25 protein-coding genes are annotated in these 22,980 nt (G+C 61.6%); 8 read left to right on the forward strand and 17 right to left on the reverse strand.

All coding sequences use genetic code 11. The features are described from left to right. The first annotated feature begins 26 nt into the window (after nucleotides 1–26). From rpoS to BN1133_RS15385, 3 genes are all read left to right on the forward strand, one after another. Nucleotides 27–1,010 carry an RNA polymerase sigma factor RpoS gene (rpoS, locus tag BN1133_RS15375; protein ID WP_050667359.1) on the forward strand — a complete coding sequence of 328 codons (984 nt, stop codon included), beginning with the start codon at nucleotides 27–29 and terminating at the stop codon, nucleotides 1,008–1,010. A 216-nt stretch (nucleotides 1,011–1,226) separates the two neighbouring features. Further along, the gene (hupA, locus tag BN1133_RS15380; RefSeq protein WP_005351739.1) at nucleotides 1,227–1,499 is read left to right on the forward strand and encodes a nucleoid-associated protein HU-alpha; all 273 of its coding nucleotides are present in this window, start codon (nucleotides 1,227–1,229) and stop codon (nucleotides 1,497–1,499) included. Between the two features lie 107 nt (nucleotides 1,500–1,606). Beyond that, nucleotides 1,607–2,023, forward strand: coding sequence for a type 2 periplasmic-binding domain-containing protein (locus BN1133_RS15385; protein WP_050667360.1), 417 nt, complete (start codon nucleotides 1,607–1,609; stop codon nucleotides 2,021–2,023). Nucleotides 2,024–2,074: 51 nt separating this feature from the next. Here the strand turns inward: BN1133_RS15385 and BN1133_RS15390 are convergent, their stop codons facing one another. The 5 genes from BN1133_RS15390 to BN1133_RS15410 are packed head-to-tail and all read right to left on the reverse strand — an operon-like array spanning nucleotide 2,075 to nucleotide 4,908. Beyond that, nucleotides 2,075–2,494, reverse strand: a complete 420-nt coding sequence (locus BN1133_RS15390; protein WP_050667361.1) for a DUF4426 domain-containing protein — start codon at nucleotides 2,492–2,494, stop codon at nucleotides 2,075–2,077. Between the two features lie 28 nt (nucleotides 2,495–2,522). Next, on the reverse strand, nucleotides 2,523–2,813 hold the full coding sequence (gene yggU / locus BN1133_RS15395) for a DUF167 family protein YggU (protein ID WP_050667362.1): 291 nt from the start codon (nucleotides 2,811–2,813) through the stop codon (nucleotides 2,523–2,525). Continuing rightward, entirely contained in the window at nucleotides 2,813–3,364 is a 552-nt protein-coding gene (locus BN1133_RS15400; RefSeq protein ID WP_050667363.1) for a YggT family protein, read from the reverse strand. The genes yggU and BN1133_RS15400 overlap by 1 nt, the downstream gene beginning before the upstream one ends. 9 nt (nucleotides 3,365–3,373) lie before the next feature. Next, nucleotides 3,374–4,195 carry a pyrroline-5-carboxylate reductase gene (proC, locus tag BN1133_RS15405; RefSeq protein ID WP_050667364.1) on the reverse strand — a complete coding sequence of 274 codons (822 nt, stop codon included), beginning with the start codon at nucleotides 4,193–4,195 and terminating at the stop codon, nucleotides 3,374–3,376. An 11-nt stretch (nucleotides 4,196–4,206) separates the two neighbouring features. Then, nucleotides 4,207–4,908 carry a YggS family pyridoxal phosphate-dependent enzyme gene (locus BN1133_RS15410; protein WP_050667365.1) on the reverse strand — a complete coding sequence of 234 codons (702 nt, stop codon included), beginning with the start codon at nucleotides 4,906–4,908 and terminating at the stop codon, nucleotides 4,207–4,209. A 39-nt stretch (nucleotides 4,909–4,947) separates the two neighbouring features. Between BN1133_RS15410 and tapT the strand changes: the two genes are divergently transcribed. Genes tapT through yaaA form a run of 3 tightly spaced genes read left to right on the forward strand, consistent with a single transcriptional unit; the run spans nucleotide 4,948 to nucleotide 7,903 of the window. Continuing rightward, the gene (gene tapT, locus BN1133_RS15415) at nucleotides 4,948–5,982 is read left to right on the forward strand and encodes a type IVa pilus ATPase TapT (protein WP_050667366.1); all 1,035 of its coding nucleotides are present in this window, start codon (nucleotides 4,948–4,950) and stop codon (nucleotides 5,980–5,982) included. A gap of 8 nt (nucleotides 5,983–5,990) precedes the next feature. Beyond that, nucleotides 5,991–7,109 carry a PilT/PilU family type 4a pilus ATPase gene (locus tag BN1133_RS15420; RefSeq protein WP_050667367.1) on the forward strand — a complete coding sequence of 373 codons (1,119 nt, stop codon included), beginning with the start codon at nucleotides 5,991–5,993 and terminating at the stop codon, nucleotides 7,107–7,109. A 14-nt stretch (nucleotides 7,110–7,123) separates the two neighbouring features. Then, nucleotides 7,124–7,903 (forward strand): peroxide stress protein YaaA, encoded by a 780-nt coding sequence (gene yaaA / locus BN1133_RS15425; RefSeq protein WP_050667368.1) that lies wholly within the window; start codon nucleotides 7,124–7,126, stop codon nucleotides 7,901–7,903. 143 nt (nucleotides 7,904–8,046) lie between these two features. Here the strand turns inward: yaaA and srmB are convergent, their stop codons facing one another. Next, nucleotides 8,047–9,276, reverse strand: coding sequence for an ATP-dependent RNA helicase SrmB (gene srmB / locus BN1133_RS15430; RefSeq protein WP_050667369.1), 1,230 nt, complete (start codon nucleotides 9,274–9,276; stop codon nucleotides 8,047–8,049). Between the two features lie 114 nt (nucleotides 9,277–9,390). Here srmB and BN1133_RS15435 point away from each other — a divergent pair, with 114 nt between their 5' ends. Both BN1133_RS15435 and brnQ read left to right on the forward strand, forming a co-directional pair. Continuing rightward, nucleotides 9,391–10,098: a tRNA1(Val) (adenine(37)-N6)-methyltransferase gene (locus BN1133_RS15435; RefSeq protein WP_050667370.1), complete on the forward strand. Its 708-nt coding sequence runs from the start codon at nucleotides 9,391–9,393 to the stop codon at nucleotides 10,096–10,098. A 235-nt stretch (nucleotides 10,099–10,333) separates the two neighbouring features. Then, nucleotides 10,334–11,596: a branched-chain amino acid transport system II carrier protein gene (gene brnQ, locus BN1133_RS15440; RefSeq protein ID WP_050667398.1), complete on the forward strand. Its 1,263-nt coding sequence runs from the start codon at nucleotides 10,334–10,336 to the stop codon at nucleotides 11,594–11,596. Nucleotides 11,597–11,706: 110 nt separating this feature from the next. Here the strand turns inward: brnQ and BN1133_RS15445 are convergent, their stop codons facing one another. From BN1133_RS15445 to nuoG, 11 genes are all read right to left on the reverse strand, one after another. Beyond that, nucleotides 11,707–11,943 carry a hypothetical protein gene (locus BN1133_RS15445; RefSeq protein WP_050667371.1) on the reverse strand — a complete coding sequence of 79 codons (237 nt, stop codon included), beginning with the start codon at nucleotides 11,941–11,943 and terminating at the stop codon, nucleotides 11,707–11,709. 12 nt (nucleotides 11,944–11,955) lie between these two features. Next, nucleotides 11,956–12,417, reverse strand: a complete 462-nt coding sequence (locus BN1133_RS15450) for a chemotaxis protein CheX (protein ID WP_050667399.1) — start codon at nucleotides 12,415–12,417, stop codon at nucleotides 11,956–11,958. Between the two features lie 16 nt (nucleotides 12,418–12,433). Beyond that, nucleotides 12,434–12,865, reverse strand: a complete 432-nt coding sequence (gene zur, locus BN1133_RS15455) for a zinc uptake transcriptional repressor Zur (RefSeq protein ID WP_050667372.1) — start codon at nucleotides 12,863–12,865, stop codon at nucleotides 12,434–12,436. A 153-nt stretch (nucleotides 12,866–13,018) separates the two neighbouring features. Further along, nucleotides 13,019–14,479 carry an NADH-quinone oxidoreductase subunit NuoN gene (gene nuoN, locus BN1133_RS15460; protein WP_050667373.1) on the reverse strand — a complete coding sequence of 487 codons (1,461 nt, stop codon included), beginning with the start codon at nucleotides 14,477–14,479 and terminating at the stop codon, nucleotides 13,019–13,021. After that, entirely contained in the window at nucleotides 14,476–15,987 is a 1,512-nt protein-coding gene (gene nuoM / locus BN1133_RS15465; RefSeq protein WP_050667374.1) for an NADH-quinone oxidoreductase subunit M, read from the reverse strand. Before nuoM ends, nuoN begins: the two co-directional genes overlap by 4 nt. A gap of 34 nt (nucleotides 15,988–16,021) precedes the next feature. After that, entirely contained in the window at nucleotides 16,022–17,869 is a 1,848-nt protein-coding gene (gene nuoL, locus BN1133_RS15470) for an NADH-quinone oxidoreductase subunit L (RefSeq protein ID WP_050667375.1), read from the reverse strand. Next, nucleotides 17,866–18,174 carry an NADH-quinone oxidoreductase subunit NuoK gene (gene nuoK, locus BN1133_RS15475; protein WP_050667376.1) on the reverse strand — a complete coding sequence of 103 codons (309 nt, stop codon included), beginning with the start codon at nucleotides 18,172–18,174 and terminating at the stop codon, nucleotides 17,866–17,868. Before nuoK ends, nuoL begins: the two co-directional genes overlap by 4 nt. Next, entirely contained in the window at nucleotides 18,171–18,713 is a 543-nt protein-coding gene (gene nuoJ, locus BN1133_RS15480; RefSeq protein WP_050667377.1) for an NADH-quinone oxidoreductase subunit J, read from the reverse strand. Before nuoJ ends, nuoK begins: the two co-directional genes overlap by 4 nt. 9 nt (nucleotides 18,714–18,722) lie before the next feature. After that, nucleotides 18,723–19,265 (reverse strand): NADH-quinone oxidoreductase subunit NuoI, encoded by a 543-nt coding sequence (nuoI, locus tag BN1133_RS15485; protein WP_050667378.1) that lies wholly within the window; start codon nucleotides 19,263–19,265, stop codon nucleotides 18,723–18,725. An 11-nt stretch (nucleotides 19,266–19,276) separates the two neighbouring features. Beyond that, a complete protein-coding gene (gene nuoH / locus BN1133_RS15490) occupies nucleotides 19,277–20,242 on the reverse strand; it encodes an NADH-quinone oxidoreductase subunit NuoH (protein WP_050667379.1) in 966 nt (321 codons plus the stop codon). Next, nucleotides 20,239–22,962: an NADH-quinone oxidoreductase subunit NuoG gene (nuoG, locus tag BN1133_RS15495; protein WP_050667380.1), complete on the reverse strand. Its 2,724-nt coding sequence runs from the start codon at nucleotides 22,960–22,962 to the stop codon at nucleotides 20,239–20,241. Before nuoG ends, nuoH begins: the two co-directional genes overlap by 4 nt. Nucleotides 22,963–22,980: the final 18 nt, after the last annotated feature.

Consider the following 22,980-nt stretch of genomic DNA (forward strand, 5'->3'; position numbering starts at 1 on the left):
CGTGACTCTGGTTCTGGAGGGATGCCATGAGCCAAGAAGATAAGCTGGATGTACAGGACGTTGAATTCGAGCTTGATGAGGAGATTGAGAGCGCAGAGGAAGAGGAGGAGCTGACCGTTGAGGCTGCCGATGAGGTGGTCAGCGATGAGGTGTTCACCCCTGAACTCAACCGGGTCATGGATGCGACCCAGCTCTATCTGGGAGAGATAGGCTTCTCTCCCCTGCTCACTGCCGAGGAAGAGGTCTACTTCGCCCGCCGCGCCTTGCGCGGCGACAAGGCTGCCCGCAAACGGATGATCGAATCCAACTTGCGGCTGGTCGTCAAGATTGCCCGCCGTTATAACAACCGTGGCCTGGCTCTGCTCGATCTCATCGAGGAGGGTAATCTGGGCCTGATCCGTGCCGTCGAGAAGTTCGATCCCGAGCGCGGTTTCCGTTTCTCTACCTACGCCACCTGGTGGATCCGCCAAACCATAGAGCGGGCCATCATGAATCAGACGCGCACCATTCGACTGCCGATCCATGTGGTCAAGGAGCTCAACGTCTATCTGCGTACCGCCCGTGAGCTGGCCCATCGCCTCGATCACGAGCCCACGGCGGAGGATATCGCCTCTGCCCTCGACAAGCCGGTCGAAGACGTGAGCCGCATGCTCAAGCTCAACGAGAAGATCAGCTCGGTCGATACGCCGATCGGTGGCGACAAGGACAAGGCTCTGCTGGATGTGCTCTCCGATGAGCGTGGCTCCGGCCCCGAGCTGGAGACCCAGGAGGACGATATGCGCAGCAGCATTGTCCACTGGCTCGAGGAGCTAAATCCCAAGCAGCGCGAGGTGCTGGCCCGCCGTTTCGGCCTGCTGGGGTATGAGGCGGCGACGCTGGAGGATGTGGGTCACGAGATCGGTCTCACCCGGGAGAGGGTGCGACAGATCCAGGTTGAAGCCCTGCGCCGCCTGCGTGAGGTGCTGCTCTCTCAAGGCCTCTCTATCGATGCGCTGTTTCGCAACGGTTGAGTGACCTCGAGGGAAATGGTGAGGGGGCTTGTCCCCCTCGTTTTATGGTGGGCGAGCATGGGTTTGCGCCGAGATACACCTGTTATGTGATTGTTTCCGCAGATCTTGATGAAAAGCCCGCCATTTGAGGGCTCAAAGGGGATAAAGGCTTTGCCTGACAACCTCTTTTTGCATAGAGTGAAGCCGTGCTAATTGCCAGTTGATAAAGGATAACTTATGAACAAAGCGCAACTTGTCGATGCTATCGCCGCTAAAGCCGATCTGAGCAAGGCTCAGGCCAAGGCTGCACTGGAGGAGATCCTGGCAGGTATCACCCAGAGCCTGAAAGAGGGCGATGCAGTCCAGCTGGTCGGTTTCGGCACCTTCAAGGTCAACCATCGTGCTGGTCGTACCGGTCGCAATCCCCAAACCGGCAAGGAGATCCAGATCGCCGCGGCTAATGTGCCCTCCTTCGTTGCCGGTAAGGCCCTGAAGGACGCCGTCAAGTAAGACGCCCGTTTTGCCAAAAAACCCGGCCTGTTGCGCCGGGTTTTTTATTGTGTGTCCCGTCCCTTTTTTCGGATAAACTGAGAGAAAAGCGGTATCGGGAGGTTGGTATGGCACATCCCATGACCATAGGCCAGGTGGCCATTCCCTGGGCCCCCTCCAGGCAGTTATCGCCCGGTCTGGTGGTGGTCGATCTACACCACGACATCTGGGGTGACACCCTGACCATAGCGCTCGGGCAGGCCCGCAGCATCGACATACCTCCCCTCACTCAATGCCATGTCTACTTCCGCCAGGTGTTTGCCCTGCGCGTGGTGGAGGATGGGGATCTCTCCGATGGCATGAGCAGCCATCCCGTCGAGGAGCAGATTCAGATCATCACCCCGTCACGGTTCGCCGCCTGGTTTCATCAGGAGTCCAAGGGGGTACATCTGGACGAGGATCTGCAGCACTACCGGATTTCGACCTGGGACTACTGTGTCGACATCCTCACGTCACGTCCCCCCGAACTGCATCTGGTCGAATAAATCAGCAAGGGAGGCCATGGCCTCCCTTGCTGATTCGAAAGAATCCCCTAGCTACTCCACATAGAAGGTGTGCTGGAACTCCAGGGGCCACCGCTGTCCGTTCCCCATCAGGGTCAGGGTGATGCGGTACGTATCTTCGTTGCGGTAGGGAAGCTCGGCCAGGTAATAGATCGCCTTACCCTCCCTGACCTCACGGAAGGATAGGGGGCGAACCGTGCCGGTCAGGTTGCGGGCCTCACCCGTGATGCCAACCGATTGGGGTATTCCCTGCTTGTCCTGTACCGCAATGTTGATGATGCCGTTATAGCGGCTGCGCTCAACCTGATACTGAGTGGCCACCTCCGGGGTCAGAAAGCTGGAGGCAAAGGCACTGTAGTGCACGTTCCAGGGGCCGACCTCTTTCATCTGCTCCGCCTGGCCGGGGAGGGACAACATCATCCCCAGCAGGGCGCCTAACCAGGCTCTCATCATCGCTTCTCCTTGTCGGTGACTCTCATGTTCAGTTTAACAGGGCGGCAATCTCGGAGGGGATTGCCCGTGGCCCTTCGATACTGACCGCCTTGTGGCGTCCCAGTTCGCCGCGAATAACCCTGACTTGCCCTTTGGCCACCTTGAACTGCTTGGCCAGATACTTGATCAGATGGGCATTGGCCTGCCCATCAACCGGAGGCGCCGTGATGGCGACCTTGATCTCCTCTCCGTGCAGACCGACTATCTGATCCCGGCTCGCCTTGGGCTGGATGAGGAGCTGAAGCAGCAGCACCTCTCCCTGCCAGCTGGCTGCCACCATCAGATCATCCACCAGAGCTGGCCGAAGAGATCGCCCAGCAGGTAGTTGATGGCCTGCAGGGCGATGAAGGCAACCAGCACGGAGAGATCCAGTCCGCCCAGGGGGGGAAGGATGCGGCGTATGGGTTGCAAGAAGGGTTCGGTCAGCTGATGCATCACATATTCGATGGGGTTGCGGCCTTGACTGACCCAGCTCAGGATGGCGCGAATCAGCAGGATCCAGAAGACCATGGAGCCAGCCTTCTTGAGGACGGTCAGACCGGCGAAGAGGGAGAGGCTGACCCAGTCGGCCTGCAATACCCCAAGGCTCTTGAGCAGAGCCAGCTTGCCCATTGCCACGATCAGGGCCAGCACCAGGGAGGCGAGATCCAGGCTGCCCACGCTGGGGATTACCCGGCGCAGGGGAACCAGCAGCGGTGAGGTGAGCTTGACCACGGTTTGGCTCAGGGGGTTATAGAAGTCGGCACGTGCCCACTGCAGCCAGAGGCGCAGCAGCACGACCATGAGGTAAAGGTCGAAGACGGTGTTGATAAGGAAAAAGGCGGTATTCATCGAGGCTCCTTAGAAGAGTGTTTCCATCTCGCCGGCCCGGCGAACGGCGGCCTGCATGGCGTGGCTGGTGATCTGCTGCAATCCCTGCTCCTGAAAGGTTCGGATCGCCTCGGCAGTGGTGCCGCCCTTGCTGGTGACCTGCTCGCGCAGTTGTGCGAGAGAGAGGGTTGGATTCTGCGCCACCATGGCAGCCGCGCCGATGGCGGTCTGTTGAACCAGGGCCCGGGCCTGCTCCGGGGTGAATCCCATCTGCTCGGCCTCTTCGCAGATGGCCTGCATAAAGAGAAAGAAGTAGGCGGGGGCACTGCCTGCGGCAGCAATGACCCCGTTGATCCCGCTCTCGTCAGCCACCCAGAGTGTCTGACCCACCGCCTGCAGCATCTGCTCGGCGAACTGGCGGTCTTCTTCATTCACAGGATCGGGGGCATAGAGTCCGGTCATGCCCAGTCCGAGCAGGGCCGGGGTATTGGGCATGCAGCGGATGATCCGCGTCTGCCCCGTCATCTGGGTGAGACGTTCGACCCGGATCCCGGCGGCGACAGAGATAAGCAGCTTGCCCTCCAGGATGCCAGGTTCGGCGCGCAGGGTCTCGAGCATGTCAGCCATCAGCTGGGGTTTGACCGCCAGCACGATCACCTCGGCTCTCCGGGCTGCCGCCAGGTTATCCTGAGTGATGTGGATGCCGGTCTCGCTGGCCAGGGCATCGAGCTTGGGGCGGCTGGGGTTGGCCGCGGTGATGCAATCAACCGGGTAACCGGCGCGCACCAGCCCCAGTATGATGCTGCGGCTCATGTTACCGGCCCCGATGAAGGCGATCTGTCTGTGTTGCATAGGCATCCTGCTTATGAGTAGTCGCGGGCACCGAAGATGGCGGTGCCGATTCTCACCATGGTACTGCCATGGTGGACGGCGGGCTCGAGATCCTCGGTCATGCCCATGGAGAGGGTGTCGACCGAGGGATATTTTGCCTGGAGACGAGTGAACAGTTGCTGCATGCGGGCCATCTGCCCGGCCAGGCGATCTGCATCGTCGGTATGTTCAGGAATGGCCATTAGGCCGCGCAATACCAGGCGATCACTGCGTGACACCTGTTCGGCAAGGCTGAAAATCTGCTCTTCCGTGGTTCCTGATTTGCTGAGCTCTCCGCTAATATTGATTTGCAGACAAATATTTAGCGGTGGCATATGGGGCGGTCTCTGGGATTGCAGCCGCTCGATCAGCTTGGCTCTGTCCACGCTCTGCACCCACTGGAAGCGCTCGGCAACAGGGCGGGTCTTGTTGGACTGCAGGGGGCCGATGAAGTGCCACTCCAGGTCATCAAAGGCGGGATCCTGGCGCAGACGATCGATCTTGTCGACCGCCTCCTGGGCATAGGATTCACCGAAGCGACGTTGTCCGCAGTCATAGGCGGCGACAATGGCCTCCAGGGGCTTGGTCTTGCTGACCGCCAGCAGGGCAACGCTGCTGGTGGCTCTGCCTGCCTCTGTTTCGGCCTTGGCGATTCGATCCGCCACCTGGGCGAGGTGCTGGGCAATCTGGCTCATGATTTAGTTAGTGATGCGCAATGGGAGAATGACAAGTCTATGGATATCACAGAGTTATTGGCCTTCAGTGTAAAGCATAAAGCCTCGGATCTACACCTCTCTGCCGGGGTGCCACCCATGATCCGGGTCGACGGGGAGATGCGCAAGATCAATCTGCCCGTCCTGGAGCACAGGGAGGTTCACGCCCTCATCTATGACATCATGAACGATCAGCAGCGCAAGGAGCTTGAAGAGAATTACGAGGTCGACTTCTCCTTCGAGATCCCCGGGTTGGCGCGCTTTCGTGTCAACGCCTTCCAGCAGTCTCGTGGCTCGGGAGCCGTCTTCCGGACCATCCCCAGTACAGTATTGAGTCTCGATGAGCTCGATGCTCCCGAGGTGTTTCGCAAGATCGCCGAATATCCCCGTGGTCTGGTACTGGTGACGGGGCCAACCGGCTCGGGCAAGTCGACGACGCTGGCCGCCATGATCAACTACATCAACGAGTCCTTTCATCATCACATCCTCACCATCGAGGATCCCATCGAGTTCGTGCATGAGAACAAACGCTGTCTGGTGAACCAGCGCGAGGTGCACCGGGATACCAAGAGTTTCAGCAATGCCCTGCGCTCGGCCCTGCGTGAAGACCCCGACATCATACTGGTCGGTGAGATGCGGGATCTCGAAACCATTCGGCTGGCGATGACGGCGGCCGAGACCGGTCACCTGGTGTTTGGCACTCTGCACACCTCGTCGGCGGCCAAGACCATAGACCGTATCATCGACGTCTTCCCCGGGGCCGAGAAGGACATGGTGCGCTCCATGTTGTCCGAATCCCTGCGGGCGGTTATCTCCCAGACCCTGCTCAAACGTATCGGCGGTGGTCGGGTGGCCGCACACGAGATCATGATAGGTATCCCGGCGGTGCGAAACCTGATCCGGGAAGACAAGGTGCCCCAGCTCTACTCTGTGATTCAGACCGGGATGACTCATGGCATGCAGACCATGGATCAGTGCCTCAAGCAGTTGGTCGGGCGGGGCGTGGTTACCCAGCAGGATGCCAGGGGCAAGGCCGCCGATCCCAACAGTATTTAGGAGTCTCTATGAGCATGGATGCCTGGTTGGGCGAGCTGGTGGCGAGGCGTGGTTCGGATCTCTTCGTCACGACTGGCATGGCCCCTACCGTGAAGCAGGACGGGCGCTTCGTCGCCCTCGGCGATACGCCCTTGTCGGCAAAAGAGGTTGAAGAGGCGATGGCCCTCATCATGGATGAGGAGAGCAGACACCTCTTTGCACAGACCAGGGAGGCCAACTTCGCCATACAGAGGCCGGGTCTCGGTCGTTTCCGGGTCAGTACTTTCCTGCAACTGGCCCAGCCTGGCATGGTGCTGCGTCGCATCGAGACCCGGATCCCCACCTTCGAAGAGCTCAAGCTGCCACCTGTGCTCAGGGAGGTCGTGATGGCCAAGCGGGGGCTGATCCTCTTCGTCGGTGCCACCGGTGCCGGTAAGTCGACGACCCAGGCGGCCATGATCGGCTATCGCAATCAGCAGAGTGATGGCCACATCCTGACGGTCGAAGATCCGGTGGAATTTGTGCATCACCACGGGCGCAGCATTGTGACCCAGCGAGAGGTGGGGCTGGATACGCCCTCTTTCGATTCGGCCCTGCGCAGTGCCCTGCGTCAGGCGCCGGACCTTATCCTGATCGGCGAGATCCGTACCCAGGAGACCATGGAGTTTGCCATCCAGTTTGCCGAGACGGGCCATATCTGCATGGCCACTCTGCACGCCAACAATGCTGACCAGGCGATCGAACGGATCATGCATCTGATGCCGGAGGGGCGCCACCGCCAGCTGCGCTACGATCTGGCGTTCAATCTGAAGGCCATCGTCGCCCAGCAGTTGCTGCCCCTCAAGAGTGGTAGTGGGCGCAGTGCTGCGTTCGAGATCCTGCTCAACACGCCCCTGATTGCCGACATCATCCGTAAAGGAGAGGTGGACAGACTCAAGGATGTGATGGGGCGCTCCCGCGAGCAGGGGATGGTGACCTTCGATCAATCCCTCTTCGATCTCTACATGGGGGGACAGATCGACATGGAGACGGCCCTGGCCCATGCGGACTCGGTGAACGATCTCCGGTTGATGATCAAGCTGAAGGGGGGTGAGAAACTTGGCTCCGGCTCTCTGGATAATGTTACCCTGCAGCCCGATATGGAGTGAAACAGAGGACGCTTATGCTGATTGTGGTCTCGCCGGCCAAGACGCTGGACTATGAATCCCCCCTGCCAACCCGACGCCATACTCTGCCTGCCTTGCTGGATCAGTCGGCCGAGTTGATCGCCAGGGCTCGCCAGATGAGCCCGGCCGAAATCGGCTCGCTGATGAAGATCAGCGACAAGCTGGCGGGCCTCAACGCCGCACGCTTTGCCCAATGGCAACCGGCCTTCACCCTGGACAACGCCCGTCAGGCCATCTTCGCCTTCAAGGGGGATGTCTACACCGGACTGGATGCCGGGAGCCTGGGTGAGGAGGATCTGTGCTATGCCCAGGAGCACCTGCGGATGCTCTCCGGTCTCTACGGCGTGTTGCGGCCACTGGATCTGATGATGCCCTATCGCCTCGAGATGGGGATTCGGCTCGATAACGCCAGAGGCAAGGATCTCTACGCCTTCTGGGGAGAGCGGATCACCGAACACCTCAACCAGGCCCTGGCCGAACAGGGGGATGAGGTGCTCATCAACCTCGCCTCGGACGAATATTTCAAGTCGGTACGGCCCGGCTCGCTCAAAGGGCGCATCGTGACCCCGGTATTCAAAGATGGCAAGAACGGCCAGTACAAGATCATCAGTTTCTACGCCAAGAAGGCGCGTGGCATGATGGCCCGCTGGTTGCTGGTTAACCGGATCACCCGAGTGGAGGAGATCCCGGCCTTCGATGTGGATGGCTACTATTTCGTTCCCGAGGAGTCCAGCGCCGACACCCTGGTGTTCAAACGGGAAGAAAAAATGCAGTAAACAGGGAACCAAATGTGCTTACCCGAGTCTTACCTATTGAATCCTCTGTTGTAAGCACTTTCTTAAGGCCGATGTCTGTTTGATGTCGGCTTTTTTTATGGGCTCTTGCCTGTGAAGAGGCCGCCTCGCGGCGGCCCTCATGCTTACTTTTTCTTGCCCTTCTTCTTGGCGGACTTCTTCTTGTCCTCCTTGGGCTTCTTCTTCTTGGTCGGCACCTTGGCTTCCTTGTGCTGCGGGCGCAGACCGTCGATGACACGGCGCTTGAGGCGCTCTTCGGTGTAGCGTTCAATCTTGCCGACCACGGCCATGTCGTGAGCCTCGGTCAGGCTGATGGCACAGCCGCGGTTGCCGGCACGTCCGGTACGGCCGATCCGGTGCACATAGACATCGGCGCTGTAAGGCATGTCGTAGTTGATGACATGGCTGACGTTCGGCAGATCGATACCGCGGGCCGCCACGTCGGTGGCGATCAGGAAGGGCACATCACCCTCGCTGAACTTGCGGATCGCCTCGATCCGTTTCTCCTGCTCCATCTCACCGCGGATCCAGGCGCAGGGAATACCGGCGGTTTGCAACTGTCCGGAGAGCTCGGCCAGGCGTTCGCGGGTCTTGACGAAGATGATCGCCTTCGTGGTCTCCGGATCGCGCAGTATATGGGTCAACAGGGCCAGCTTGTGGGCGGCGTTGTCGGCCAGGTGGATCCACTGGGTGATCTTGCGGCGCTCGCTGCGCGGCGGTTCGGCGTGCAACTCGACCGGATCGTTAAGGATCTCGTTGGCGAAACGGGTCAGACCGGCCCCTTCCAGGGTGGCGGAGAAGAGCAGGGTGTGTTTGCGGTAGCGTGCCTCGGCGGCGATGCGGCTCACGTCGTCGATGAAGCCCATGTCGAGCATGCGATCCGCCTCATCGAGCACCAGCACCTCGATGTCGTCGCTCTCGAACTCGCCGGCGTTGATGTACTCGAGCAGGCGGCCCGGGGTGGCCACTACGATATCGGTGGTGCGGGTCAGGGCCGGGCGCTGCTCTTCATGATTCACACCACCTATGATGGTCTCGATGGCGAGGTGCGCATGGGCGGCCAGTGCCTTGGCGTGTGCGGTCACCTGCAGGGCCAGCTCGCGGGTCGGTGTCAGGATCAGCATGCGGCAGGGGCCGGGCTTGCGGCGTGGGAAGTCGAGCAGATGCTGCAAGGCCGGCAGCAGGAAGGCGGCGGTCTTGCCGGTGCCGGTCGGGGCCGAAGCCAGAATATCGCGGCCGTCCAGGGCCGGCTCCAGCACCAACTGCTGAATGGTCGTGGGGCGGGTGAAGCCCATCTCGGCCAGGGCCTGGTTGAGGGCTGGGTGCAGGTCGAAGTCGTCGAAGGACATGCTCATGGCGATACTCGGTTAGAAGGAAAACGCCGCATTATAGGCGATTGTGGCCGCTACTCCTATGGTTGATGGGGTGGCAGCCGTTATAATCCGCGCCGGTTTTGGAAGGAGGTGTGGATGGCAAGTCCCGGCTTTACGTTCAAGCAGTTTCATGTGGCTCACGATCGTTGTGCCATGAAGGTGGGCACCGACGGGGTGCTGCTGGGAGCCTGGGCCCCGGTGGCTGGGGCCAGGCGTATCCTCGATATCGGCAGCGGTACCGCTCTGGTCGCCCTGATGCTGGCGCAGCGCAGCGCCCCCGAGAGCCATATCGATGCCGTGGAGATCGACTCCGCTGCCGCCGCCCAGGCACGGGAGAATATTGCCAGCTCTCCCTGGCCAGAGAAGATCCACTTGCACGAGGGGGCGATTCAGACATTTGATGGGGGCCCCTTCGATCTTATCGTCTCCAACCCACCCTATTTCGTGAATGGTCAATCCTTTAGCGACCCGGCGCGGGCGCAGGCCCGGCACACGGGGAGCCTGGATCAGCAGGATCTGCTGGTGGCTTGTCGACGGCTATTGGCGCCAAATGGACTGGTTGCTCTGGTACTTCCCCGCATGGAAGGCGAACGTTTGCGCGACTTGGCAGCACAATATGACCTTCATTGTGTTTGTAACGAAGTTGTGATCACTCGAGAGGGAAAAGAGGCAAATCGTGTTTTGCTACTGCTTTCCAGAGAATTTAATCAGTGTAAGGTGGGGCAAATTGTGATCCATTCTGCTGATGGTGGCTATTCCGATAGATATGTCCAACTGGCGTCCCCCTTCTATTTGAAGATGTAAATTTCGTCTTGCACTTATTTTCCACTCCTTTATTCTGACTCCTAAATGAGCACCCGCTCCCGGCCAGCGAAAACCACTATCGCTGGTCGAAAAAACAGCGGTGCTCTTTTTTTTAACCTCTCGCTCAGCTCGGACGAGTGAGGGTAAAAAATATAAAAAGCAATAAGTTACAAGACAGACGAGGTTGACCTTGACGAAATCACTCAAACTTTCCGACGTGCTCGGACTGGGCTTTATGACCTTCGCCTTCTATCTGGGCGCCGGCAACATCATCTTCCCCCCGCTGGCGGGCTTCCTGGCCGGGGAGCATCTCTCCTTTGCCATGCTGGGCTTTCTGGTGACCGCGGTCGGTCTGCCGCTGATTACCATCATTGCGGTCGCCAAGGCCGGTGATGGTTGGGCGGGGATGACCCGTCTGCTGCCGGCGGGTGTCGCCACAACCCTGGCCGTGGCCATCTACATCATCATAGGTCCGGCCTTCGCCGCTCCCCGTACTGGCCTGGTGGCCTACGAGATGGGTCTCAAGCCCTTCCTGGGTGAAGCGGGCCAGCTGGGGCTGATGGTCTATACCATTTTCTTCTTCGGTCTGGCCATGCTGGTCTCCCTGAACCAGGGCAAGCTGATGGATGCCATCGGCAAGTATCTGACCCCTGTGCTGATCGTGCTGCTGCTGGCCCTGGCCGCCGGTGTCATGATCGCCCCCCAGGGCTCCATGCCCGATGCGTCCGGTGACTATGTCAACAGCCCCTTCATCAAGGGGATGCTGGAAGGCTATAACACCATGGATACCCTGGCTTCCCTGATGTTTGGTGCCCTGATCGTCGATCTGCTGCGCCAGAAGGGGATCACCGACTATCGTAGCCAGTTCAAGTACCTGGTGATTGCAGGTTCCATCTCTGCCATCGGTCTTTCCGTCGTCTATGTCTCCCTGTTCCAGCTTGGCAACACCGCCTTTGGTGTGGTGAGCGAGGCCAGCAACGGGGGCGCCATCGTCAGCGCTTACGTGCTCAGCCTGTTTGGCAAGCCGGGCCTCTTCATCCTGGCCGGTATCATCACCCTGGCCTGTTTCACCACGGCCGTGGGGCTCATCTCTGCCTGTGCCGATTTCTTCCACAACCTGACGGGTATGGCTTACCGCAAGCTGGTGCTGATTCTGGGTGTCATCTGCGCCATCGTGGCCAACGTGGGTCTGAGCCAGCTCATCAGCCTCTCTATCCCTGTGCTGGTGGCCATCTATCCGGTCGCTGTGGCCCTGGTGCTGGTGACCTTCCTGAAGGAGCGTTTTGCCCGCCCGGCCCTCACCTATCGTCTGGTGCTGACCATCGCCTTCCTGTTTGGCTGCCTGGACGGACTGGGTGCCGCCGGCCTGAAGATGGATGCCTTCTCCTTCCTGCCCCTGTTTGACAAGGGCCTGGCCTGGTTGATGCCGACGCTGCTGGCCTGTGTGGCAGGCATGCTGCTTCGCCGCGATGACGAGGTGGCTGCCGAGGCTGCCTAACGCCGAGTGCAATACCACAGAAGGGGCCTGCTATCGCAGGCCCCTTTCTGTTTTTGGTCACCCTGGTCTGAATGAGGAAATGAAAAAGGCCTGCGCTGGCAGGCCTTTCATCAATGGTGGGGTGGGTCCTTCATGGGGTGGTCGGGGCCATCCAGCCCGTACCACTCCCACTGCCAGGTTCCGGCGTGCCAGATCATCCTGGCCCAAGGGAAGAGGGGCTGCCAGCGGGGGAGCCGTACTTCGACCCGGTTATCCTCATACTTGTAGAGGGAGGTCTGAATGTGAAAGTCGCAGATGATGAGCAACAGGGCCCAGAGAATCAAAATCCATTTCAATGCACGCCACATCCTGTGGCCTCCTTATTCGAAGCAGATCTCTATGGTTGCGCGTCCAAACTCTGACTCGAAGGGCATCATCAACTTCATCCCGTCGGCCTTGTGGGTGATGGTATGGCTCGGGCCTGCCACCACGATGGGGGTGGCCATGTCAAACTCGTAACCTTTCTCGCCCAGCATGCGTTTGGCGCCGCCGGTCACCATGTTGGTGATCTCGCCCACCATGTCGGTCACCTCTTCATTGATACCGTTGGGGGCTTCTCCCAGCATACGGCGCATGATCTCCAGCGCCAACCCCTTCTCGAAGCTGATGGAGAGAGAGCCGCGGGTCTGGGGACCGACCATGCCGATCAGCCCAGAGACATCGCCCCGGGCCAGCTCGTCCGTTTTACGCTTGGGTTTCCCCGGCTTGAGCTCGAGCTGTGCCATGGTGGTCATGACGTTGAGCAGTGACAAGAGAAATGGATTGATGAAATCTGCTTTCATGGTGTTTCCCCGCAGATCAGGCGCACCGGGCGCACTGACCATGAGCCTCAATGGTCTTGTTAGTAATAGTAAAGCCGTGCTGCCGGGCCTGCTCGAGAAACGCGCTGTCGATCGTGCTGTCGTGCAGCTCGACCACATTGCCACAGCGATCGCAAATAAGCAGCTGCATGGGATGGGCATGGTCGAAGTGACAGCAGTAGATATAGGCGTTGAGTGACTCCACCTTATGGGCAAAGCCCTGTTCGAGCAAGAAGTCGAGTGCTCGATAGATGGTGGGTGGCTTGGCATTGGGTTCGGTGAGACGCAATTGATCGAGCAGATCATAGGCGCTGATGGCGTTACCGTGTCTGGCGAGCAGGCAGAGTACCTGCTGGCGGGTAGCGGTAAAACGCAGTCCCCGCTGTTCACACAGACGTCGGGCGCGGCTTAACAGTTGTTCCAGATCCATGACTCGACCAATGACCCCCCAAGTGAGGCCTCATAGTATCACAGGGGAAAAGATTGAGATGCCTTTCCCCCTCTGGGCACCCCTCTGGCCCTCAATTCTGTGACCTTGGATCTCCTCGTACTGAAAGGAAACCCCGGCCAGGCCGGGGTTGGATCAGAAGTGCAGGCTCATCATACCGCGGACCAGGCTGATGAGAGGCTGTGGCATGATGCCAAGCAGCAGGACGGCAAGGGCCGAGAGCAGCACCACCACCCCGCCGGAGGAGAGGTGCCACCCGCTCTCGGCATCTCGGCGCTGCATACCGGGCTCACGCATGTAGAGCGTCACCATGACCCGCAGATAGTAGAAGAGGCCGAGGGCGCTGCCGAGTACGATGGCGCCGGCCAGCCACCAGAGTTGGGCCTCCACGGTGACCCCTACCAGGTAAAACTTGCCGATAAAGCCCAGTGTCATGGGGATGCCCGCGAGGGAGAGCAGCATGACGGTGAGCACGGCCGTCAGATAGGGGCGGTGCCAGAAGAGGCCTCGGTAGTGGTGCAGGCCATCGGCATCCTTACCGTGGAAGGGGCTCGACATGGTGCTTACCACCCCGAAGGAGCCGAGGCTGGTGAAGAGGTACATGAGCAGATAGACCCCGGCCGCCTCCATGGGGAGCTGGCCGAGCCGGCTCGCTACGATGGCGGTGAGCAGATAGCCGAAGTGGGCGATGGAGGAGTAACCCAGCATCCGCTTGATATTGCTCTGCATCAGGGCCAGCAGGTTGCCGAGCAGGATGGAGAGGATGGCGATGGCCGCCAGCAGCCCGTGCACCGCAGGGTCTGCCGCCGCCGGGACGGCCAGGTAGAAGCGCAGCAGCACACAGAAGACGGCCAGCTTGCTGACGGTGGCGAGGAAGGTGGCCACGGGCGCGGGTGCCCCCTCGTAGACATCGGGGGTCCAGAGATGGAAAGGGGCCAGCGACAGCTTGAAGCCGAACCCCACCAACATCAGACCGATACCCGCCAGCAGCAGGGGATGATGAGCGGGTTGGGTGCTCATGGAGTGACCGAGCGCGGTAAAGCTGAGGCTGCCTCCCTGAGCGTAGAGCAGGGCCATGCCAAAGAGCAGGAAGCCGGTGGCGGCGGCCGAGAGCACCATGTATTTGATGCCGGCCTCCAGGCTGTGGCGCTCGCCGCGGGCATAGGCGACCAGGCCGAACATGGGCAGGGTCAGCATCTCGATACCGATAAACAGCGAGGCCAGGTGGCGAGCCCCGGTCAGCACCAGTCCGCCGGCGGTGGCGATGAGCAGCAGCAGATAGAACTCTTCCCGGTTATCCGGCAGGGTCTTGAGCCAGCTTCGGGCGAAGGTACAGGTGGCCAGGGCCCCCACCAGCACCAGCGCCGAGTAGAAGAGGGCGTAGCCATCGACGATAAGCAGGGGGGTGACCGATTGGGGCGCCAGAGAGAGGAGGAAGGGAATTGAAACCAGTGCCCCGTTGAGCCCGGTAATGGTCACCAGATAGGCAAACTCCTGATTGCGCCGCCAGGCGATGGCCAGCATCAGGGCCACCAGGGTGGCACTGGTCAATAGCAGGGGCAGCAGGGCCAGCAGTTGAGAAGCGGTAAAGGTCATTGCAAGGCTCCGGGAGTCACAAACCAGTGCATCACCTGGGTGACACTGGCGCTGGCGGTATCCAGCACGGGTTGCGGGTAGAGGCCGAGTAGCACCAGCAGGGCCGCCAGACCCAGCATCATGGTCACCTCGCGGCCATCCAGTGCCGGCAGGGGATCGCTACTCTTGGCGGGGCCAAAACTGGCTCGGTGCAGCATGATGAGGGAGTAGACGGACGCAAACACCAGACCAAAGGTGGCGACCGTCGTGATCACGGGGGCGATGGGGAAGCTGCCGAGCAGGATCAGGAACTCGCCCACGAAGTTGCCGGTGCCCGGCAGGCCGAGGGAGGCGACCGAGAAGAACATCATGATCCCCGGCAGGTAGCGCAGCCGGCTCCAGAGCCCTCCCATTTCGCGCAGATCGCGGGTGTGCAGCCGTTCGTAGAGTTGGCCACACAGGATAAAGAGGCCGGCGGCGGAGAGGCCGTGGGCGATCATCTGCACCACGGCCCCTTGCAGGGCCAACTCGGTTCCCGAGTAGATGGCGATCATCACAAAGCCCATGTGGGAGATGCTGGTGTAGGCCACCAGGCGCTTGATGTCGGTTTGGGCAAAGGCGGCCAGGGCCCCGTAGAAGATGCCCACCAGACCCAACCCCATGGCGATGGGGGCAAACTGGGCCGAGGCCTCGGGGAACAGCGGCAGGGCGAAGCGCAGCAGGCCATAGGCGGCGGTTTTCAGCAGGATCCCGGCGAGATCCACCGAACCGGCGGTCGGTGCCTGACTGTGAGCGTCCGGCAGCCAGCCGTGCAGGGGGACCAGGGGCATCTTGACCGAGAAGGCGATGAAGAAGCCGAGCATCAGCACCCACTGGGTACTCTCGCTCATCTCGGTGTGGAGCAGCTCCTGATAGTTGAAGGTGAGTACACCGGTGCCGTGATAGTGAGTCAGTACCAACCCCAGGATGGCGACCAGCATGATGAGGCCGCTCGCCTGGGTGTAGATGAAGAACTTGGTGGCGGCATTGATGCGCGACTTGCCATCGCTGACCGAGTGACCCCAGAGGGCGATCAGGAAGTACATGGGGACCAGCATCATCTCCCAGAAGAAGAAGAAGAGGAACAGATCCACCGCCATGAAGACCCCGAGCACCCCCCCCAGGATCCAGAGCAGGTTGAGGTGGAAGAAGCCCACCCGCTGCACTATCTCCTTCCAGGAGCAGAGGATGGCGAGTACACCGATGAGGGCGGTCAGCACCACCATCAGGATGGAGAGGCCATCCACGGCCAGGTGCAGATCGATGCCAAAACGGGGGATCCAGGGCAGGCGTAGCTCGGCGCTCCACTGGATGAGACCGTTCTGGGGCAGGGCATAGGTGCCACCGAGCCAGAGCGAGCCGGAGATGAGCAGGACTGCCGACATGGAGAGCAGCGCCACCCAGCGCACCCAGCGGGAGCCGAAGCGTTCCCCCTGCCAGCAGAGCAGGCCGCCGAGGAAGGGGATGAGCAGGATCAGGAGTAGAGTCACGATATCCTCGCTTAATGCAGTGACGGCCTGGCCGTCACACCAACAAGAGCACGGCCAGTACCAGCACGGCCCCCAGTCCCATCGAGGCCGCATACCAGCGCAGTTTGCCGGTCACGGTCAGGGAGAGCGTGCGGTGTGCCCACAGGGCCAGGGCCGCATTCCAGCCCATCACCCGATCCGCCGGGTCCGGGCCGCAGAGTCGGGTCAGGGCCAGGAAGGGCCGTACAAAGAGACGATCATAGAGCCAGTCAAAGCCCCAGGCGTGCAGCCAGAGGGTGGCCAGCGGGCGTCCCGGCGTGCTCTCGCCCAGCGCCCTGGTGAGGCGTCGCTCGCCGAGAAACAGGAAGGCTGACAGGGCGATGCCCGCGATGGCCACGACCCCGGAGAGGATCTCCAGCCCATGGCGTCCCGCTTCGATATGATCCCCCGGCCCGGCCGGCAGCACGCCGGCCAGAGGCGGCACTATCAGGGCACCGACGCCGGTGGAGAGCACCAGCAGCACCAGCAGCGGCAGATGGTGGGCGAGACCCTGACCGGGATGGGCCTGGGTCTGCTCCTTGCCGTGGAAGGCGATGAAGATGAGGCGGAAGGTGTAGAGGGAGGTGAGGAAGGCCCCCACCAGACCCGCCAGCAGCAGGGTTTGCTGGCCGGAGGCCTGTACCTGCCACAAGATGGCGTCTTTGCTGTAGAAGCCTGAGGTGACCAGCGGCAAGGCCGCCAGCGCCGAGCCCCCGACCAGGAAGCAGGCATAGACCAGCGGCAGGCGCTTTCTCAGTCCGCCCATCCTGAAGATGTTCTGCTCGTGGTGACAGGCGAGGATCACCGAGCCCGACGAGAGGAACAGCAGCGCCTTGAAGAAGGCGTGGGTCATCAGGTGGAAGATGGCACCCTGCCAGGCGCCGACACCGAGCGCCAGGAACATATAGCCAATCTGGCTCATGGTCGAGTAGGCCAGGATGCGCTTGATATCGGTCTGCACCAGGGCGGCGCAGCCGGCCAGCAACAGGGTAATCGCCCCCACCACGGCAACCAGGTGCAGGACATCCGGCACCATCACAAACAGACCGTGGGTGCGGGCGATGAGGTAGACCCCTGCCGTCACCATGGTGGCCGCATGGATCAGTGCCGATACCGGAGTCGGGCCGGCCATGGCGTCAGCCAGCCAGGTTTGCAGCGGCAACTGGGCGGATTTACCCACGGCGCCACCGAGCAGCATCAAACAGGCCAGCGCCAGCGTGGGCGAACCTTGCTCCAGCAGGGTCGGTGCCCGAACCAGCAGCTCATGGATGTTGAGGGTGCCGAGCTCGCGATAGAGGATGAAGAGGCCGATGGCGAGGAAGACGTCACCCACCCGGGTCACCACGAAGGCCTTGAGGGCCGCGGCGCCGTTGTTTCTGTCTTGGTAGTAGAAGCCGATCAGCAGGTAGCTGCACAGCCCCACCCCTTCCCAACCCAGATAGACAAACAACAAGTTGTCGGCCAGCACCAGGAAGATCATGCTGGCGATGAAGAGGTTGGTGTAGGCGAAGAAGCGGGAATAGCCCTCCTCACCGCGCATGTACCAGGAGGCAAACAGGTGGATGAAGAAGCCCACCCCGGTCACCACCCCCATCATGGTGAGCGACAGTCCGTCGAGGGAGAGGGTGAAGGCAGGAGTAAAGCTGCCCACCGATATCCAGTGCCACAGGGTCTGGGTGAAGACACCGGCTTCGGGCGGGTTGCCGAGGAAGTCGATGCCGACCCAGAGGGTGATGAGGGCCGACAGACCTATGCTGCCGACGCCGATGAGGGCCGAGCGCGATTCGCTCAGGCGTCCCTGGGAGAAGGCCAGCAGCAGCCAGCCCAGTAGCGGAAATATGAAGGTCAGAGTTAGCAGGCTCATCCGCGCATCTCGCTCACAGTGTCCACGTTCAGGGTGTGGTAACGACGATAGAGCAGCAGCACCAGAGCCAGACCGATACTGGCCTCGGCGGCTGCCAGGGAAATCACCAGGATGTACATGATCTGGCCGTCCGGTTGCACCCAGTGGCTACCGGCCACCACGAAGGCGAGCGCCGAGGCGTTCATCATGATCTCTATGCTCATCAGGATGAACAGCAGATTGCGCCGGATCAGCAGGCCACACAGGCCGATGCAGAAGAGAATGGCTGCCAGCAGCAGGCCATGTTCCATGGGAATATCGATCATGCCTCACCTCCCTGATGTTCTTTCTGCTTGGGTACCGAGAGCACCTCGCCCGGTTTCTCCTCACGACCCAGATGCCAGGCGGTGACCAGACCGGCCAGCAGCAGGATGGAGGCGAGCTCGACCGCGATGACGTAGGGGCCGAACAGGCTGATCCCCACCTGCTTGGCGGTTACCTCCATGGTGCCGAGCTGACCCCCGGTCAGCCCCAGTATGCCGTCGACCAGGAAGGCGAGCAGCAGCAGCGAGAGCAGGGCAGGTCCCACCCAGGTGGCGGGGGAGAGCCACTTCTTCTCCTGCTCCGAGGCCGAGCCCAGATTGAGCATCATCACCACGAAGACAAACAGCACCATGATGGCTCCGGCGTAGACGATCACCTGCATGGCACCGGCAAAGGCCGCCCCCAGCACGAAAAAGATGACCGCCACCGCGATGAGGGAGACGATCAGATTCAGCAGCGCATGCATGGGGTTGCTGGTGCTGATGACCCTCAGGGTGGCGTAGACGGCGACCAGGGCCGCCACGTAAAACAGCAGTTCCATGGGCTCTCCTCAGGGCAGCAGACTCTTCACATCGATGGGCTTTGCCTCGTTCTCGGCCTCACCCTTGGGTTTGCCTTCGATGGCCATGCCGCTCATGCGGTAGAAGTTGTAGTCGGGATACTTGCCCGGTCCGCTGATGAGGAGATCCTCCTTCTCGTAGACCAGGTCCTGACGGCGATACTCCCCCATCTCGAAGTCGGGGGTGAGCTGAATGGCCGTGGTGGGGCATGCCTCCTCGCACAGGCCGCAGAAGATGCAGCGGGAGAAGTTGATGCGAAAGAACTCGGGATACCAGCGCCCGTCGTCGCGTTCGGACTTTTGCAGCGAGATGCAGCCCACCGGGCAGGCCACGGCGCAGAGGTTACAGGCCACGCAGCGCTCGTCTCCGTCCGGATCACGGGTCAGCACGATGCGACCGCGATAGCGAGGGGGGAGTGGCACCGGCTGCTCCGGGTAACTCAGGGTCTCACGGGGGCGCCAGGCGTGGGAGAAGACCATGGCCAGGCTGCGGATCTGTGAGCCGACACCTTTGATAATACTGACTATTTTCATCTCAAATCGCCTCAGCCATTGACCAGCACCAGAGCCCCGGTGACCAACATATTGATGAGGGTCAGGGGCAGACACACCTTCCAGCCAAACGACATCACCTGATCGAAGCGTGGTCTCGGCAGCGAGGCGCGCAGCAGGATAAAGAAGACGATGAAGCAGGCGGTTTTGCCGGCGAACCAGACCACGGGCGGGAGCCAGGGACCCTGCCAGCCCCCGAAGAAGAGGGTGACGATGAGCGACGAGACCAGCACTATGCCGATGTATTCCCCCACGAAGAAGAGCCCCCACTTCATACCGGCATATTCGATGTGATAGCCATCAGCCAGCTCCTGCTCTGCCTCCGGCTGATCGAACGGGTGACGGTGAGTGACCGCCACACCGGCGAACAGGAAGGTGATAAAGCCGAGGAACTGGGGAACGACATTCCAGAGGTCGGCCTGGGCTTCGACGATGTCGCGCAGGTTGAAACTGCCCGCCTGAATCACTATTCCCATCAGGGAGAGACCCAGAAACACCTCGTAGGAGAGGGTCTGGGCCGAGGCGCGCAGGCTGCCGAGCAGGGAGTACTTGTTGTTGCTCGACCAGCCGGCGAACAGCACCGCATAGACTGCCATGCCGGCGATGGCCAGGATGTAGAGCAGCCCCACGTTGAGGTTGGAGACACCCCAGGTGGGGGTCACCGGCACCACGGCGAAGGCCAGGATAAAGGCGGTGAAGGCGATGACCGGCGCCAGCACAAAGAGGCGGCGATCGGCGAAGGGGGGGATCCAGTCCTCCTTGAAGAACATCTTGATCATGTCGGCCAGTAGCTGCAACAGGCCGAAGGGGCCCACCCGGTTGGGGCCGTGGCGATCTTGCCACAGCCCCAGGAGGCGACGCTCGATGAAGCTCATGAAGGCACCGGCACCGATCACGGCAATGAGGATCACCAGCGCCTTGCCCACCTCGATCAGCAGGTTCAGCATCTCGTCGCTCATGCGATCGCCTCCTTGAGATCGGCCAGTACGGCGTGCTGCAGGGTGGTCGGCAAGCCCCCCATGCCAAGGGGCAGGCCGATAAGGCCTACCGGGAAGTGTTCACTCACCCGCACGGTAAACTGCCAGTGGCTGCCTCCCCAACTGAAGGCGATCTTCTGGCCCTCCTGCAAGGCGAGGCGGGTGGCGTCCGCGTGGCTCACCATCCCCTCCGGCCTGCCCATCCGCTGGCGGAAGACCGGGCTCTTGGCGGAGAGCTCCTCGCTACCGAAGAGCTGCGCCAGATTCACTACCGTCAGGCCTGAGGATGAGGCGGTGAAGGGGGCCGGGGCCTGGAACCAGGGCAGGTCACCCTCTGTGGCCTCGATCAGGCGACGGCCCGGGTCGCCGGCGCGCAGGTGGCCCCCCACCTCGTCTTGAAACTTGTTCCAGGCCGACGGTGAGTTCCAGCCCGGTGCCCAGGCGAACGGCACCTGGGCCAGGGGTTGCCGGGCGCCGGCGTAACCCTCCATGGAGAAGGCGAAGGGAGAGTCCTGATCCTGGGCAACCCGAGGCTCATGCACGCTGCGATCGGCCAGCATGGAGGTGCGGCCGCTGTAGCGGTGTGGCTCGCGGGCCAGCTTCATGCCGCGGATACGCAGGCCGGCGTTGGGGGCCGGCTCCTTCATGGGGGCGAGCACGGGGAAGGCATGAATGCATGCCTCGCACACCTGGCTCCACTTGTCCCAGCGCGGTCCCATCCCCTGCAGGGCCCCCTCAAGGGCCCCGAGCCAGCGCCAGCTCTCTTGTACCAGCACGTCCGGGTGGTACCAGTGGGGATCGAACACCTGGAAGCTGCGCTGGGCGCGCCCCTCCATGTTGATCTGGGTGCCATCCCCCTCGGCAAAGGTGGTGGCCGGCAGGATCAGGTGAGCGCGGCGAGCCGTCTCTGTCTCCTGATGATCGATGACGATCAACTCCTGCAACCCGCTACAGATGGCGTCGAGTCGTTGGCGCGGGGCGCGCCGATAGAGATCGTTCTCCATCACCAGCAGGGTTTGGCCCGGCTCGGCCTCGAGTCTGTTCAGGGCCTCCTCGAGGGGCATGCCACCGAGCATGGCCAGCCCCAGGGAGTTGACCTCGGCGCCGACCAGGGCCAGCTCGGCCTCTTGGCCACGCGCCTTGAGGGCGCGCGCCAGGTTGGCGGCAGCTTCGATAAGGGCCGGAGTATGCGCCTGGCTGCCGGCGATGATGAGGGGCTTCTTGGCCCCCGCCAGCAGGGTGGCCCACTGATGAGCCAGGAGAGCGGTTGCCTCATCCATGTCGATCACCGTCGGGGCGTCGTCACTGAGCTGCTGGGCGATGGCAAAGCCGAGACGGGCCTGATCGACCGGTGCTCCGTACCAGGTGGCTTCGGCCACGTCGTCGAGTCGGCCGGGATGGGTGCCGGTGATGAGCAGGGGCCAACGGTCGAACTGCCCCAGGGTTGCGACGGCGGCCACTTGCCACTCGTCGACCTTCATGGCGCGGGCCTTGGCGCGGGCCTTGCCCTTGACTGCCTGGCGCAGGGCCAGGGCGATGCGGGCGGCGGTTTGGGTCACATCCTCGCCGAGGATCAGGATGGCGTCGGCCTCCTCCATGTCGCGCAGGCTGGGGGTGCGTACCCCCCCCTCTTGCAGCACTCTGCGCATCAGGGTGAGGCACTCCCACTCGCGGTGTTCGATACCGCAGGAGAAATTCTCTGCGCCCACCAGCTCGCGCAGGGCGAAGTTACTCTCCAGACTGGCGCGTGGAGAGCCGATACCGATGACACCACGGCCGGCGCGCAGGGCGTCGGCGGCGCGGTTGATTCCCCCCTCGCGGGTGATGCTGATGCTGTTGTCACCCTCGCGCAGCAGGGGCTGCATGGGGCGCTCCTCCAGATTGACCCAGCCATAGCCGAAGCGGCCCCGGTCGCACAGGAAGTAGTGGTTGATGGCGCCGTGGTAGCGGTTTTCGATGCGGCGCAGCTCGCCGTAGCGCTCACCCGGGCTGATGTTGCAGCCGACCGAGCACTGCTGGCAGATGCTGGGGGCAAACTGCATGTCCCACTTGCGGTTGAAGCGCACGGAGTGAGTCTTGTCGGTGAAGACGCCGGTGGGGCACACCTCGACCAGGTTACCGGAAAACTCGCTCTCCAGAGTGCCGCTCTCGACCCGACCGAAGTAGACGTTGTCGTGGGCACCGTAGACCCCGAGATCCTCGCCGCCGGCATAATCCTTGTAGTAGCGCACGCAGCGATAGCAGGCGATGCAGCGGTTCATCTCGTGGGCCACGAAGGGGCCGAGATCCTGATTCTGGTGGGTGCGCTTGGTGAAGCGATAGCGGCGGCTGTTGTGACCCGTCATCACCGTCATGTCCTGCAGGTGGCAGGCGCCCCCCTCCTCACACACCGGACAGTCGTGGGGGTGATTGGTCATCAACCACTCCACCACACTCTTGCGAAACTCGACCGCCTCTTCGTCTTCGATGGCGATAAAGGTGCCGTCGCTCGCTGGTGTCATACAGGACATGACCAGCCGGCCGCGCTTGTCGTCGGCATTCTGATACTGCTTGACCGCACACTGGCGGCAGGCACCGACGCTGCCAAGCGCCGGGTGCCAACAGAAATAGGGGATATCCAGGCCAAGGGAGAGACAGGCCTGCAGCAGGTTATCGGCCCCGTCGACTTCATACTCTTTGCCATCAACATGAATGGTTGCCATACAGCATCTTTCCTTCGC

It is taken from the genome of Aeromonas schubertii, assembly GCF_000820105.1.
GTDB lineage: Bacteria > Pseudomonadota > Gammaproteobacteria > Enterobacterales > Aeromonadaceae > Aeromonas > Aeromonas schubertii.